Annotated in this window: 16 protein-coding genes and 2 pseudogenes; 4 read left to right on the forward strand and 14 right to left on the reverse strand. The window is 40.0% G+C overall.

Translation table 11 applies throughout. The features are described 5' to 3' along the window. Positions 1-49 precede the first annotated feature (49 nt). Complete coding sequence (locus NYZ99_RS03670) at positions 50-796, forward strand: rhomboid family intramembrane serine protease (protein WP_260573577.1); 747 nt, start codon at positions 50-52, stop codon at positions 794-796. On the opposite strand, the pseudogene rlmB reads toward NYZ99_RS03670, so the two are convergent. The 14 genes and pseudogenes from rlmB to NYZ99_RS21250 all read right to left on the reverse strand — a co-directional run bounded on the left by rlmB (position 793) and on the right by NYZ99_RS21250 (position 10,312). Next, positions 793-1,532: pseudogene (gene rlmB, locus NYZ99_RS03675) on the reverse strand (23S rRNA (guanosine(2251)-2'-O)-methyltransferase RlmB). The gene NYZ99_RS03670 and the pseudogene rlmB overlap by 4 nt on opposite strands. 61 nt (positions 1,533-1,593) lie before the next feature. Continuing rightward, positions 1,594-2,103, reverse strand: coding sequence for a hypothetical protein (locus tag NYZ99_RS03680; protein ID WP_260575332.1), 510 nt, complete (start codon positions 2,101-2,103; stop codon positions 1,594-1,596). Next, positions 2,039-2,926: an aryl-sulfate sulfotransferase gene (locus NYZ99_RS03685; RefSeq protein WP_260573578.1), complete on the reverse strand. Its 888-nt coding sequence runs from the start codon at positions 2,924-2,926 to the stop codon at positions 2,039-2,041. Before NYZ99_RS03685 ends, NYZ99_RS03680 begins: the two co-directional genes overlap by 65 nt. A 72-nt stretch (positions 2,927-2,998) precedes the next feature. Further along, a complete protein-coding gene (locus NYZ99_RS03690; protein ID WP_260573579.1) occupies positions 2,999-3,265 on the reverse strand; it encodes a hypothetical protein in 267 nt (88 codons plus the stop codon). 39 nt (positions 3,266-3,304) lie between these two features. Then, the gene (locus NYZ99_RS03695; protein ID WP_260573581.1) at positions 3,305-3,658 is read right to left on the reverse strand and encodes a PQQ-dependent sugar dehydrogenase; all 354 of its coding nucleotides are present in this window, start codon (positions 3,656-3,658) and stop codon (positions 3,305-3,307) included. Positions 3,659-3,695: 37 nt separating this feature from the next. Then, positions 3,696-4,076: a hypothetical protein gene (locus NYZ99_RS03700; RefSeq protein ID WP_260573585.1), complete on the reverse strand. Its 381-nt coding sequence runs from the start codon at positions 4,074-4,076 to the stop codon at positions 3,696-3,698. Between the two features lie 494 nt (positions 4,077-4,570). After that, positions 4,571-5,386 carry a hypothetical protein gene (locus tag NYZ99_RS03705; protein WP_260573586.1) on the reverse strand — a complete coding sequence of 272 codons (816 nt, stop codon included), beginning with the start codon at positions 5,384-5,386 and terminating at the stop codon, positions 4,571-4,573. Between the two features lie 12 nt (positions 5,387-5,398). Next, on the reverse strand, positions 5,399-6,472 hold the full coding sequence (locus NYZ99_RS03710; RefSeq protein ID WP_260573588.1) for a SusD/RagB family nutrient-binding outer membrane lipoprotein: 1,074 nt from the start codon (positions 6,470-6,472) through the stop codon (positions 5,399-5,401). Positions 6,473-6,515: 43 nt separating this feature from the next. Next, positions 6,516-6,914, reverse strand: a complete 399-nt coding sequence (locus NYZ99_RS03715; protein WP_260573590.1) for a SusD/RagB family nutrient-binding outer membrane lipoprotein — start codon at positions 6,912-6,914, stop codon at positions 6,516-6,518. Between the two features lie 7 nt (positions 6,915-6,921). Continuing rightward, positions 6,922-7,092, reverse strand: a complete 171-nt coding sequence (locus tag NYZ99_RS03720; RefSeq protein ID WP_260573592.1) for a hypothetical protein — start codon at positions 7,090-7,092, stop codon at positions 6,922-6,924. 24 nt (positions 7,093-7,116) lie between these two features. Continuing rightward, positions 7,117-8,748, reverse strand: a complete 1,632-nt coding sequence (locus NYZ99_RS21235; RefSeq protein WP_338039290.1) for a SusC/RagA family TonB-linked outer membrane protein — start codon at positions 8,746-8,748, stop codon at positions 7,117-7,119. After that, on the reverse strand, positions 8,732-9,058 hold the full coding sequence (locus NYZ99_RS21240; RefSeq protein WP_338039291.1) for a hypothetical protein: 327 nt from the start codon (positions 9,056-9,058) through the stop codon (positions 8,732-8,734). Before NYZ99_RS21240 ends, NYZ99_RS21235 begins: the two co-directional genes overlap by 17 nt. A 98-nt stretch (positions 9,059-9,156) precedes the next feature. Further along, positions 9,157-9,450 (reverse strand): hypothetical protein, encoded by a 294-nt coding sequence (locus NYZ99_RS21245; protein ID WP_338039292.1) that lies wholly within the window; start codon positions 9,448-9,450, stop codon positions 9,157-9,159. Further along, positions 9,398-10,312, reverse strand: coding sequence for a carboxypeptidase-like regulatory domain-containing protein (locus NYZ99_RS21250; RefSeq protein WP_338039293.1), 915 nt, complete (start codon positions 10,310-10,312; stop codon positions 9,398-9,400). The genes NYZ99_RS21245 and NYZ99_RS21250 overlap by 53 nt, the downstream gene beginning before the upstream one ends. A gap of 405 nt (positions 10,313-10,717) precedes the next feature. On the opposite strand from NYZ99_RS21250, the gene rpsL reads away from it, so the two are divergent. From rpsL to fusA, 3 genes and pseudogenes are all read left to right on the forward strand, one after another. Then, the gene (rpsL, locus tag NYZ99_RS03730) at positions 10,718-11,092 is read left to right on the forward strand and encodes a 30S ribosomal protein S12 (RefSeq protein ID WP_027078345.1); all 375 of its coding nucleotides are present in this window, start codon (positions 10,718-10,720) and stop codon (positions 11,090-11,092) included. Positions 11,093-11,115: 23 nt separating this feature from the next. Further along, positions 11,116-11,593 (forward strand): annotated as a pseudogene (gene rpsG, locus NYZ99_RS03735) (30S ribosomal protein S7). A 5-nt stretch (positions 11,594-11,598) separates the two neighbouring features. Then, entirely contained in the window at positions 11,599-13,728 is a 2,130-nt protein-coding gene (gene fusA, locus NYZ99_RS03740; RefSeq protein WP_260573599.1) for an elongation factor G, read from the forward strand. Positions 13,729-13,736 lie beyond the last annotated feature (8 nt).

A 13,736-nucleotide genomic window follows, 5' to 3' on the forward strand; every position in this document is an offset into this window, starting at 1 on the left:
CAATTTAACCGATTCTGATTTTTGGCGAACTAATTGTTATGCTTTTTACATGTCCGATTCAGAACATTTTAAATTAACCAATGCTGTCATAATAGCCCCCTTAATTGGAGTTGTGTCCATATGGTCTGTGTATTGGCTCGAATTATTAAATAAGACAAATTTTAACGAATACGGCGTTTATCCAAGAAGTTTGATGGGTTTCAGAGGTATTATTTTTAGTCCATTTATACATGGGTCTTTGGAGCACCTTTACAATAATACTATTCCTTTGGCAATTTTGTTGGCAGCTCTTTTTTATTTCTATAGAGGTATAGCCACCAAAGTAGTCTTTTTGGGGATTGTTCTCTCCGGTTTGATTACATGGGGTATTGGAAGACCTTCCTTTCATATTGGTGCGAGTGGACTTATATATGTATTGGCAAGCTTTATTTTTTTTAAGGGGATATTCACTAAGCACTTTCGTTTGGTGGCTCTTTCCCTAATCGTTGTATTTATATATGGGAGTTTGTTATGGTATATTTTTCCCGTTAAGGAAGGCATTTCATGGGAAGGCCATTTAGCAGGGTTTGTAACAGGATTGACTTTTGCCTTACTATTTGAAGCTAAAGTTCCAAAACCAAAAAAGTATGATTGGGAGCGTGAGGATTATAACGAGGAGGACGACCCCTTTCTAAAACATTTTGACGCCGATGGGAATTTTATTGAGTCCGTAGAAAAAAATGAAACTGAAGAAACAATACGAATTAAGTATCATTATAAGGAGAATGATACAGACGATTCTTCAGTCAATGACTAATTGGATATTCTTTGCCGAACGGCCTCATATAAAAATACGGCACAAGCTACGGAGACGTTCAAAGATTCAATTTCCCCCAGTAGTGGGAGTTTTACGCAATAATCAGAAGCTTTTAGAATAGAAGGAGAAATTCCCTGGTCTTCCGCTCCCATCACTATAGCTACAGGTTCCTTAAAGGAAACGTCATAAATGGAATCGTTTGTTTTTTCGGTGGCGGATATAATTTTTATTCCGGAAGCCTGTAGAAAGAAAATAGCATCCTTGATATGGTCTACTTTGGCAATGGGTACTTTAAAGGCCGCACCTGCCGAGGTCTTTACTGTATCGGCGGTAACCGGGGCCGCACCTTTTTTTGAATGATGATACCGTCTACACCCGTACATTCCGCTGTTCTTATGATAGCTCCAAAATTACGTACATCCGATAACTGATCTAAAAGCAAAAACAGGGCAGGAGAGTTGCTTTTACTTGACCTTTCGACCAATTCTTCCAAAGTATAAAATTTGATAGGAGATATGTTGGCGACAGCACCTTGATGGTTGTTCCTAGTAAGTCTGTTCAGCTTTTCTACCGGAACATAGACCATATTGATATCATTCCTTCTCAATAGACTTTCCAGTTCCCTCATTAAATCACCTTTCAACCCTTTTTGAAGAAATACCTTATCTATTTCCTCACCTGAGTTGACAGCTTCGATAATGGCCCTAATGCCATAAACTTGGGTAGATTTTTCCATTGAACAAAAGTAGGCAAATTTGATGCTTCCCGCTATCGAAATATATACTTGAAATGACTCACTATAAGTCTAAAGCCAAAATTGCCGGGTCATCCTTCGCATAGTGATATGCCCTCCAAAAGAAACCTTGTCGAGAAAATTTCCAAACAATTTTTCCCGTATTAGTTACTTCCCGGATGCCATAATCTCCTTCGGTTATCAACGTATTTCCACTAGGCAGCCTAATGGCACCGGATACCTTTGGTGAGTATAGTTCTGCATCAGTAAAGCTCCAAAGAATTTCAGGAAATGTGAGGCTAGGTATGGTCTGTTGATTAAGTTCCTCAGGCAACTGTAATTCATATACTGTCGACCTGCCTAAATCACCGCCATTTGTAAATATTAACATTTTTGAGGGCTCAAAAAGATTTGGGAAGTGATTGTTTGTAAATAGACGTTCAGAAGTATTGTCATTTTGTGTTGAAGGGTTACCAAATCTATAAACTAAATCACCCCCACGACCAAAATTACCTCCTAAATGTCCGAGATGCTTCCTCTTTGGTCGTTGAATGGTCAAGAACCCATACTTCACTATAAAAATTTACACTCAAATATATCAAATCGTTTAAGGTGTCGTATCCGATTCCATTAATATGCATGATGTTTCCATCATCTGTGTTTGTATAATTTAAATTAATCAGTTGTCTGTTTTCTTCGACGATACCGTAGTTGAGTTTTGTTTCGTCAAAATCCTGTATTAAATGGTCCTTAGCGTGCCACTCCCATACTATCTGGTCAGTATTAGGGTCAATTTCCAAAACTGATTCAGGAAAGAGATCTGTATCCAATTGAGATCCATTGGCAATAGCATCCTCCTTCGACATTCTCTCCCAGGCAATTGCCAAAACATTCCCGTTCGGTAGCAGTTCAACATCATGATGGGTCCTATGCTCATTATTTGAATAGGTATAGTCCCATAAAATATCTCCGTTTTTTGCTATGAATTGGATTTTGCCTCCAAAACCACCAAACAAAATTTCCGGATTATCTGCTTGTAACGATGCCAAGAGGGTACCGTCCTCAAGTAATAGCACGTCATTTCCAATTTTTCTATCTCCCAAGGGCCATTCATAAACAATATCTGCATTCTTATCCATTAGATAAACCCTATTGCTCATGGCATCGTTGACCAGGATGTAGTGGTCTTCTACTAGAGATTTATCAAAATAGGTAGCAGTCCCCATTTCTCCTTCAACAACTTCTGTAGTTATTTGAGGGGCCTCCTCTTGTTCCTCGGTAAGTTCTTCTGAAGGTACATCTTCAGTAATTATTTCTTCATTGCTACAAGAAAGAATTGTAAGAAATAAAATGAGGTATACAATTAGATTATTAAGGTTATGATACATTTTTTCCATAGTTTTTTTGCGGTTAATTTAATGGATTGTCCGGGATTTTTAAATAGGGTTTAGATTTTCTTTTTTCCATATTTACCGATTTTCCCTTCCAAATTTAGTTTTGTCACCTTTAAAGTTAATTTTCCAAATTTTCCCTTGCTTGGACTCGGAGATATAGAGAGACCCATTTTTATCCTGAGAGAGCCCCATAGGTCTATATTTTGCATCTTCCACTGTTCTAACGGTATCCACTCCAGTAAATCCATCTGCAAAAATTTCCAACTCTCCAATTGGCTTTCCATTTTTAAAGGGAACGAAACCTACTATATAACCAGCTTGTGGATATGGCCCGCGGTTCATAGAACCATGAAATGCAATAAAGGCACCTTGGTGATATCTTTACGGAAATTGATTTCCTTCATAAAAGAGCAGATCATTGGGAGCCCAATGTGCTGGTAGTCCCATAATAGGATCCTTAAAACCTTCAGCTTTTTTTTGGCCATCGCCCCCATATTCAGGAGCTACTAATTTTTCTTTTTTAAATGGATCATAGTAGCTGTAGGGCCAACCAAAATTATCTCCGTTCTCTATCTGCATGAACTCTTCAGCTGGCAAAACCGCTTGATCCCATTTGCTATAGTATTGAGGGGCGTGGTTGTGTAAATAGTCTCGCCCATGCTGAACTCCATATAGCTTGTCATCTGCATTGTTCCAGGAAATGGCGACCATACTTCTAATTCCGGTAGCGAACATTTCACCATCCTGTTGAATCTGTCCTGGCTTTGATTCGTCAAACTTCCGAGATGCTTCCTAATACCTCTAGACCTGGGCAGGGGTACATTCCTTTTATTTGACCTTTTGAGTTAGGATCTTCACATGCATTTGTGGGTGCACTAAATGTTACGAACATGTTTCCTTTTTTGTCAAATGCTAGGGATTTGGCGTTATGCCATCGTTGTGGAAAAACATCCGTTAATATAACTTCAGGTTTTCCTTGGGGAATTAAGCTAGAATCCGATAGTTTTTGTCTGTATATTACTTGTTCCGAACTAAAATAGAGATATCCGTTATGGATTCGCATTTCTGTTGCAAACGTACCATCGTTTGGATAGTCCCCAAACCTTTGCATAATATCTGCGGTTCCATCCCCGGTAGTGTCACGTAGGGCCATATTTCCATTCGGCCTTTAGGTTCTCTCAGCTTGGCGTAGACATCTCCATTATCATTTACTGCGATATGCCTAGAGGGGCCAATACTGTCAACGAATACCACTCCGGAAAAACCATCAGGTAAGTATAGGCCACCATTTTCTGAATTATGTATATGCTTAATTTCTGTAGTATTTTCCTCGGTATCTAGGGGTGTATTTTTATTGATGCTTTTAGAATCATCCTTGCAGGAGAATAGTGTTGTTACCAAAAGAACGAATATCGTGCAGTGCTTCATTATATCTAACTAGTTACGATTCCTGTTTAAATATACTAAATAAGTGGTGTGGAGATTCTGAAATGGAAACATTCAATCTAGGTTTGGAATCCATTAATAAAAAAGATCCATCTTTTCGAGGATGGATCTTTTTGTTAGTATGATTGCGATAAGATTTTTAATCTACACAATAGTTCAATGCTTGAGGATCTGGAACAGGGGATGGAGTAACATCCGCTTTTAGGTTACCTTCTGCAGAATAAACCTGGAAGCTAACTTCTGAATCCCAAGCACCGAAACATAAGATATGGTCAAATCTTGAGTTCCAGTTGGAACAGTAAATGTAGTACTACCTGCTGCTCCATCGTCTAGAGTGAATGAGGCGATATTTGTCCCATCTACTGAAATCTCTAAAGAAGCACCGTTCCAACCATCACCGTAAGAATCTTGCCCATCTATGGTCCATTCACCTGCACTTGGTGGTATTGGAGGACAAACAAGCGGTACAGTGTAAATAAATGGAGATCTAAAATAAGAACCACCAGATACCGTACTGTTTAAGTTATTACTTGAAAATGATCTACCATCCGTCAAGTTAAGAACGTATCTAATCGTAAAACTATCTCCACCAGTATAATCCCCAGCTGCAACACCTGCTGCTGAAGCCAACTCACCTAAAGTCAACACTACGTTGATAGAAGGTAAACCTACTGCATTTGGTGAAAATTCTGAAGCTGGAATTGTTTTTACCAAAGCCTCAGAAGTAGATAATGCATCGTCTACAGCGCTGTTAAATGTGGTGTAGATTTGCACATCCTGCAATAGTCCACCTTCAGCATTATCTTCTACTTCGAAGGTAACGGAGTATTGAGATGAAGGATCGGAGAAACTGAATTCCTGGGCAGCTATTTCCAATGCTGGAGTAGTAGCTCTAAATACCGCTCCTCTTGTCACTTCAGCAAATACATCATCAATGGTCTTATTGCTGGATTCACAGGCAATAAAACCTGCAGATACCAACGATAACATGAATATGTTTTTAATATATCTTTTCATAATTCTATTTTTTTAGTTTGATAAAGGAAAGCCGCTATCAGGATTGTTGTCCCAGAAGACTTTTGTTGTTACACTAGGTTTCTGCGATACACTACTGTTGTTGTTGGCATATACGGCAGGAAAAAGGAAAGATCTAATGAACGATCCTGGGTCCGGCTCCAAGTTTGGCTGAAGATCACTAGGATATCCAGTTCTTCTATAGAAATTGTAAGCATCGATACCATTACCGTATAACGCTACCCAAAACTCCTTCGCCAATAGATTCAACTTTTCATCTCCAACAGCAAGATCATATTCTGCCTCAACTTCAGCAAGGTAATCTGCTACATCGTCCTCGGAGGGTGCAAGCGATAAATCTGCGCCAGCGTCCAAAGGTCCAAAGGCCATTGTTTTATCAATTGATTTTTCAATTCCAGCTAACATTAAATCTCTGGCTCCTGTAACATCACCGGCTACGTAAGCCATCTCAGCTCTTAGGAAATCGACTGTTTGAGCTAGGAAAATTGGAGTAATTCCAGCTCCACCACCACCAGATCCTAAATCAACTCCTTCAAGGCTACTATCATCGAATTCACCACCGGCAGGATAAACCCCGTAAGTAGTTCTCAACTGACCATCCGGAGGTGTACCATCGTCATCACCATGATCTCTACCCCAGTATCCATTTGGTAAATAGCAGAAAGTAAATCCACCGGAAACATAATGGGCAGGAGCAGGCTCAACACTACAGGATAGTGTTTGCTGGTTAGGACCATCTGAATCAACAGCTCCCGGAGTTGTTTCGGACTGTCTATAGTAATAGTAACGTATTCTTGGATCACTATCATCATAAATGTTTACAGCATTATCCTTCTTGGAATTATCCATATAGTTCATCAACCAGTTAGACATATAAGTTGCTGCACCTTGAGGGGTGTAGTCACTAATGTATTTTGGATGTCTAGAATCCGGATTCACCACGTTTGTACCCCAAGTAAATTGAAAATCTTCATCTACAGAGGAAATATAGTTTCCACCAGCCACAATAGAGTTAAAAGCAGCTGTAGCTCCAGCGTCTACCAATCTACTTTGAGCGTAGATTTTCAACTTTAGAGAATTGGCCAATTTTACCCAGTTGTCCCAATCACCACTATAGTAATAATCGTTTTACTGGATCAGTGGCATTATCATCCGTTGTAAAATTGCCTATGGCACTATCTAAAAGAGCTAAGGCTGCGGCATAAATGGAAGCTCCACTATCAGCAGAAGGGTTTAGGTTCTCAATCCCTCCAATTGCGTCGGAGTAAGGAACATCCCCATAAAAATCAACCAAGGTTACCGCTGTAAAGGCTTGCATTACCTGTCCCATACCAATGTGTCTTTTAAAATTGGCTTCAGCAGCCAACTCGTTCATTGCACTGATATCAGTTAACATGGAAGAGTAAGCAAATCGCCACTCCGCATCTTGGGATGCCGGAGAATACGCTTGTTGGTACAAACGAGTTCCCATATACTCGATTCGAGTAACTTCGGCACCGTTTTGGCCCATGGCTTCATTAAATCTTGCAAATTCTTCTTGTACCCTGTTTAAATAAAAGTCTCGGGGTAGCCTGTTCCGGACTCACAGCGTTAGGATCCGAAATTAAGTCAAGTTCAGTAGTCTCGCACGAAAGGATAAGTCCTGCGGAGAATACAGATAGAACTAAGTTTTTAATATTTATTTTCATGTTTCTTTTTTTTAAAATGTTGCTTTAATAGACATACCATATCTTCACGGAACCTGGGCTATTGATAAAGTCAAATCCAAGAGCGTTACCAACACCAACACCAAGGTTTTCAGGATCAAAGTTAGTTCCTTCAGGTACGTTGAGTCCTTTGAACCAAAGGTTTTGTCCGCTTAGAGTGAAGCTTAAGGAACCAAATGGGGTTCTGTCCAAAGCCTTACTTGGTACGGAGTAGCCTAAACTAACTTCTCTTAATCTAATAGTACTACCATCATAAACCTGAAGTTCGCTAGGTCCAAAAGCAACATTGCTAAAGTAGTAATCAGAGTTGTTTATTTGTATATCGTTTACTGAACCGTCCGCCTTAACACCTGGAAGGATGAAGGTAGAAACACGATCTTCAGTATCGGTTGTTAAACCACGACCAACAAGGGCAGAAATGGTATTTGCGTAAACATCACCACCATGTCTATATGAAATATCGAAGTTGAAAGTAAAGTTTTTAACCCTAAAACCATTGCTTACGTTCAATCTCCAATCCGCGTTAGGATCACCAATTTCGAACAATCCGTTTTCCTCAACGTAGCTACCGGTACTGGCCACAACTTTATTTCCGTTGTCGTCCCTTAAAACCCTGCTACCTAATATGACACCAAATGGTCTATTTGGTACTGCGAAGTTAGATAGGTCTGAGAATAGGCCACCGATGTTAATATTATCGGTATCCTGTCCTAAATCGATAACTGTAGATTCATCCGCTGTAAAGTTGGCGTTGATATCCCAATTGAAACCACCGTCATTTTCACTTCTAAATAAGGAAAGACCAAAATCAGCCTCAATACCTTTTACTTGAACCTCACCAATGTTAGTTACCGTTTCAGTATAACCGGTTGATGGATCCAATGGCTGTCTTGAGATAAGGTCCGTAGTGGTCTTTTTATAGACCGATACATCCAAGGAAACCCTATTTTGAATAAATCCGGATTCAATACCGAATTCTAATTCGGCCAAAAGTTCCGGTTTCAAACCTGGGTTTGCCAATTCATCATCAACGCGAATAGATGATATTAAGGTACCGTCCTTTAAAAACTCTCTAGTGTTAAGAGTAGCGGTCGATGCTACTGGATATCCACCAAAGAAACCTGCTGAAGTACCGTAACCAGCTCTTAACTTCAAGAAGTTCAATCCATTTTGAGACTGTAAGCCATCTATTAAAGAAGTTGGAAGTATGGATAAACTTGCAGAAGGATAGAAAATGGAGTTTTCAATAAAGTTGGAAACCCAATCATTCCTAGCAGCTAAAGTTAAATAAGCAAAGTTGTCATATCCAAATTCAGTTTGGGCATAAACCCCCATGATATTTTGTACTTCATCGTATTGTCTTGGCTGTGAAGTCGCAAAGTTATAATGTCTAAATACATCGAATATGGATTGCTGATCACTAACTACACCTTGTCTTGAGAATTCGGTTCTTCTTGACGTAGCACCTAGGTTCAGGTTTAAATCCAATTTGTCCGTAAGTTGCCACATTCCATTTAATTGAAGTGTGTGATCCCAAATAGTGTTCTTGTTATCATAGGTTTCATATCTTCCTTGCAAATATCCTTCGGCTCCACCTTTGTTCTGTCCTATCTCGTTTCTTTCAGTATAGAAATCCAAACCGATTCCTCCAGAACACGTTCATGTTATCACTAATCTTGTAATTGAACTGGCTACTACCAAAAACCCTGTTCGTTAGCTGATTCGCAAAAGCATTTTCAGCGGTCCATCTTGGGTTTTGGATACCGTTGTTTGCTCGGTAATATGTACTACGGCCATCAATTGGACTTTGAAAAGGTAGTCCCATTAAGTCAACACTCCTAGGAGTAAAGAATAAATGACCAAATACGGAAGCACCATCACCGAAAGCACCGTTACCAGTACTAGCTGCAATAGGAGGGGACTTAACATCACTTTTGGTGAAATTCATAGTACCATTAACAGTGAAGTTATTGCTTAACTCGGCCCTACCACCAACACTAATGGAAGTTCTTTGTAGTTTATTTCCAGGAGTAAACCCTTCATCCCTTAAATTACTAACGCTGGCATTGTAAGATACTTTTCCATCTTCAGATGCACCGAAGCATTTATCGAGTTATTTGTGACCGTACCTGTTCTAAAGAAGTTTTTAACACCGTCGTAAGGCTTGTATTCATAAGTGGCCCCAATATATTCGGGAAAAGCAGCCCTTACCCCTGCGTTCACACCATATGGGTGTCTAATTAATATTGTACCATCATCAGTAGTACCTCTCCAAACGGATCCAAAGCTATTTGGAGTCCGGAATATTGAAGTCCGGACTCCAGTTACTAAAGAATTCACCGTACGCTTGGTCAAAACCATTACCGTACTGGTCCTGATAATCCGGAAGTGTAGATATTTGATTATAGAATAAGGATGATGTTACGGAAATTTCAGATTTCTTTCTACCTGTTCCAGCAGAGCCAGCTTTTGTAGTAATCAAGATAACACCGTTTCTACCAGCCGTACCATATAAGTTGGCAGCAGCCAAACCTTTCAATACGTTTACATTAGCAATGTTGTTTGAGTCCAAATCCAAAAATCTACTGGAACCCACGTTACCATCAATGGCATCACCCTGGGCGTTAGTATCACCACTAAAAGGAACACCATCCACGATGAATAAAGGTTGGTTCGATCCTGAAATTGAAGTAAAACCACGGATGATAATGTTAGTTGCGGAACCGGAGACACCACTTGCGGCATTAATTAAAACCCCGGAGGCTTTACCATTCAACACCCTACCTACATCACCTTCGGCTTTTTGCTCTAATTGATCTGAGTCCACCGAGGCTACTGCATATCCTAGAGATTTTTTCTCCCTTTTGATACCTTGTGCAGTTACAACAACTTCTTCCAATGCCTGTGCGTCTTCTTCCATCTGCACATTAATGGTGTTACTTGCTCCTACAGTTTGGGTTACTGCTTTTTGCCCGATGTACGTAAACAATAATGTTTGTCCTACCGACGCGTTAATAGAATAGTTACCGTCAAAATCTGACTGCGTACCAGTAGTTGTCCCTTGAACAACAATATTTACGCCTGGCAGCGGAAGTCCACTTTGGTCGGTAACTGTCCCAGTGACCGTTTTTTCTTGTGCAAAAGAGATATGCACAATTAACGCCAATAACAGCGTCAATAATCCATTTAGTTTTGTTCTCATTTTTTAATTATTTGAATTAGCTAGCAGCAAAAATCACAAAATGGCGTTAATAATCCAAGTGAATTTTAATAAAACTTTAAGAACGTGAAGGATTATTAGGAGTTATAGATTAAACACTATTCGGATTTTACATTATGTAATATAACATCCTAAAAATTGAGAATATCATAATATTTTTAAGTTCGATGAATGGTATTTTTTGATGATTTAGTGTGAGACAATGGTTGGTTTTGGATTAATTTCTTCTATCGGGCCGGTTCGATTTTTTGGAGCATATTGAGGGCTTAAATTGGATGTTTGAAAAAACTTTGAAAATAATTGGATCGGGGTTTGATTTATAGTGAAATATCACTACATTTGCCGACCCTTAAACAAAGGGTAAATTTTTATACATATTTATATAGTATGCCAACAATTTCACAATTAGTACGAACAGGAAGGGCCACAATTACCAAGAAGAGTAAATCGGCTGCTTTGGATTCGTGTCCTCAAAGAAGGGGTGTATGTACTCGTGTATATACAACAACTCCTAAGAAACCAAACTCTGCAATGAGAAAAGTTGCAAGGGTTAGGTTGACGAACGGGAAAGAGGTAAATGCCTATATTCCTGGTGAGGGTCACAATTTGCAAGAGCACTCGATAGTATTGGTAAGAGGCGGAAGAGTTAAGGACTTGCCAGGGGTTAGATATCATATCGTTCGTGGGGCATTGGACACAGCTGGTGTGGCCGGTAGAACACAACGTAGGTCTAAATACGGTGCTAAACGTCCTAAGAAGTAAATAACACTTTTTAAAAAGAAGTAATGAGAAAAAGACAGGCAAAGAAAAGACCACTTTTACCAGATCCAAGGTTTAATGATCAATTGGTAACCGGATTTGTCAATATGATGATGTGGGACGGTAAAAAATCTGTAGCATTTAGTGTTTTCTATGATGCTATAGATATCGTGGAGTCAAAAAAGACCGATGAAGAAAAATCGGCTGCGGAGCTTTGGAAGGATGCATTAAGTAATGTAATGCCTCATGTAGAGGTTAGGAGTCGTAGAGTTGGTGGTGCAACCTTTCAAATACCAATGCAGATTCGCCCGAGATAGGAAGATTTCCACTGCGATGAAGTGGTTGATAAGTTATGCGAGAAAGCGTAATGAAAAAGGTATGTCCCAAAAGTTAGCAGCTGAGATTTTGGCTGCTGCCAAGGAAGAAGGCGCTGCAGTGAAGAAAAGAGTAGATACACATAAGATGGCGGAGGCTAATAAGGCATTCTCTCACTTTAGATTCTAATCAACATGGCAAGAGATTTAAAATTAACAAGAAATATAGGAATTGCCGCGCATATTGATGCCGGTAAAACGACTACCACTGAACGTATACTTTTTTATACAGGTGTTAGCCATAAGATAGGTGAGGTGCATGATGGTGCTGCGACCATGGACTGGATGGAGCAAGAGCAGGAGCGTGGTATTACCATTACTTCGGCTGCTACCACTTGTGAATGGGTTTTCCCTCGAGTTAATGGCGAACCTACTGAAGATGCGAACAGCTACCACTTTAATATTATAGATACCCCAGGTCACGTTGACTTTACCGTTGAGGTAAACAGATCTTTACGTGTTCTAGATGGTTTGGTGTTTTTGTTTAGTGCGGTTGACGGTGTAGAGCCTCAATCCGAGACTAACTGGAGGCTAGCCGATAATTATAAAGTTCCTAGAATCGGGTTTGTGAATAAAATGGATCGTCAAGGTTCGAACTTTCTTGCAGTGTGCAATCAGGTGAAGGAAATGCTAGGTTCGAATGCCGTGCCTATCGTTTTGCCTATTGGTGAGGAAGCGGATTTCAAAGGTATTGTGGATTTGGCCAAAAACCGAGCAATCGTTTGGCACGAAGATAACTTTGGTTCTACTTTCGATGTAATCGATATTCCCGAGGATATGCAAGCTGAGGTAAAGGAGTACAGAGCTGCCTTGATTGAAGCTGTTGCGGAATATGATGAGGAATTGATGGAGAAATTCTTCGAGGATGAGGATTCCATTACGGAAGAAGAAGTTCACGCTGCTTTAAGAGCTGCGGTTATGGACAGGGCCATCATTCCAATGATTTGTGGTTCTTCCTTTAAAAATAAAGGTGTTCAGTTCCTATTGGATGCTGTTTGTAGATACCTTCCTTCTCCTTTGGATAAGGATGCAATAGAAGGTACTAATCCTGATACAGGTGAAACTATTACCCGTAAGCCTGATGTAAAGGAGCCATTTTCGGCTTTGGCTTTTAAAATTGCCACAGATCCTTTTGTAGGTCGATTGGCCTTTTTTAGAACATACTCTGGTAGATTGGAAGCAGGTTCGTATATATTGAATAACAGATCCGGTAAAAAAGAGCGTATTTCACGTATTTACCAAATGCATTCCAATAAGCAAAATGCAATCGATTTTATCGAGGCTGGAGATATTGGGGCTGCTGTAGGTTTTAAGGATATTAAGACCGGTGATACGATGTCCGATGAGAAGCATCCGATTGTTTTGGAAAGTATGAACTTCCCAGATCCGGTAATTGGTATTGCTGTAGAGCCAAAAACAAAGGCAGATGTTGATAAATTGGGTATGGCTTTGGCAAAATTGGCCGAAGAAGATCCAACATTCCAGGTAAAAACGGACGAGGCTTCCGGTCAGACTATTATTTCCGGTATGGGTGAGCTTCACTTGGATATTATTGTAGACCGTTTAAGAAGGGAATTCAAGGTAGAGGTAAACCAAGGACAACCGCAGGTTGAATATAAGGAGGCCATCACCAAGTCTGCTGATCATAGAGAAGTTTACAAGAAACAATCTGGTGGACGTGGTAAGTTTGCCGATATTGTATTTACAATGGAACCAGTTACTGACGAAGAAAAAACTGGTTTGGAATTCGTAAACGAAGTTAAAGGTGGTAACGTTCCTAAGGAATATATACCAGCTGTTGAGAAGGGCTTCAAAGAAGCTATGAAAAATGGTCCATTGGCCGGCTTCGAGATGGATAGTATGAAAGTTACCCTAAAGGATGGTTCCTTTCACCCTGTGGATTCTGATTCATTGTCTTTCGAATTGGCTGCCAAAATGGGCTACAAGGCTGCTGCTAAGGCTGCAAGGGCTGTATTGATGGAGCCAATCATGAAATTGGAAGTTATTACTCCTGAAGAAAACATGGGTGATATTGTTGGTGATTTGAACAGGAGAAGAGGTCAGGTTAGCAACATGTCAGATCGCGCAGGGGCTAAGGTTGTTAAGGCTACAGTTCCGTTATCAGAAATGTTCGGTTATGTAACATCATTGAGAACGCTTTCTTACGGTAGGGCAACTTCTACAATGGAGTTCTCTCACTACGCGGAAACACCTTCCAATATATCTGAAGAGGTTATCAAGGCGGCAAAAGGTATAACAGCATAATTAAAGGA

This window comes from Maribacter litopenaei (assembly GCF_025244665.1).
Lineage (GTDB): Bacteria > Bacteroidota > Bacteroidia > Flavobacteriales > Flavobacteriaceae > Maribacter > Maribacter litopenaei.

Coding starts and splice junctions, on each gene's coding strand:
- NYZ99_RS03715 (WP_260573590.1), bottom strand. CDS start 6,914: ATGGGCCAAAACGGTGCCGAAGTTACTCGAATCGAGTATATGGGAACT.
- NYZ99_RS03685 (WP_260573578.1), bottom strand. CDS start 2,926: ATGGAAAAAATGTATCATAACCTTAATAATCTAATTGTATACCTCATT.
- NYZ99_RS03695 (WP_260573581.1), bottom strand. CDS start 3,658: ATGTTCGCTACCGGAATTAGAAGTATGGTCGCCATTTCCTGGAACAAT.
- NYZ99_RS03705 (WP_260573586.1), bottom strand. CDS start 5,386: ATGAAAAGATATATTAAAAACATATTCATGTTATCGTTGGTATCTGCA.
- rpsL (WP_027078345.1), top strand. CDS start 10,718: ATGCCAACAATTTCACAATTAGTACGAACAGGAAGGGCCACAATTACC.
- NYZ99_RS03690 (WP_260573579.1), bottom strand. CDS start 3,265: ATGAACCGCGGGCCATATCCACAAGCTGGTTATATAGTAGGTTTCGTT.
- NYZ99_RS03700 (WP_260573585.1), bottom strand. CDS start 4,076: ATGGCCCTACGTGACACTACCGGGGATGGAACCGCAGATATTATGCAA.
- NYZ99_RS21240 (WP_338039291.1), bottom strand. CDS start 9,058: ATGAATTTCACCAAAAGTGATGTTAAGTCCCCTCCTATTGCAGCTAGT.
- NYZ99_RS03720 (WP_260573592.1), bottom strand. CDS start 7,092: ATGAAAATAAATATTAAAAACTTAGTTCTATCTGTATTCTCCGCAGGA.
- NYZ99_RS03670 (WP_260573577.1), top strand. CDS start 50: ATGTCCGATTCAGAACATTTTAAATTAACCAATGCTGTCATAATAGCC.
- fusA (WP_260573599.1), top strand. CDS start 11,599: ATGGCAAGAGATTTAAAATTAACAAGAAATATAGGAATTGCCGCGCAT.
- NYZ99_RS21250 (WP_338039293.1), bottom strand. CDS start 10,312: ATGAGAACAAAACTAAATGGATTATTGACGCTGTTATTGGCGTTAATT.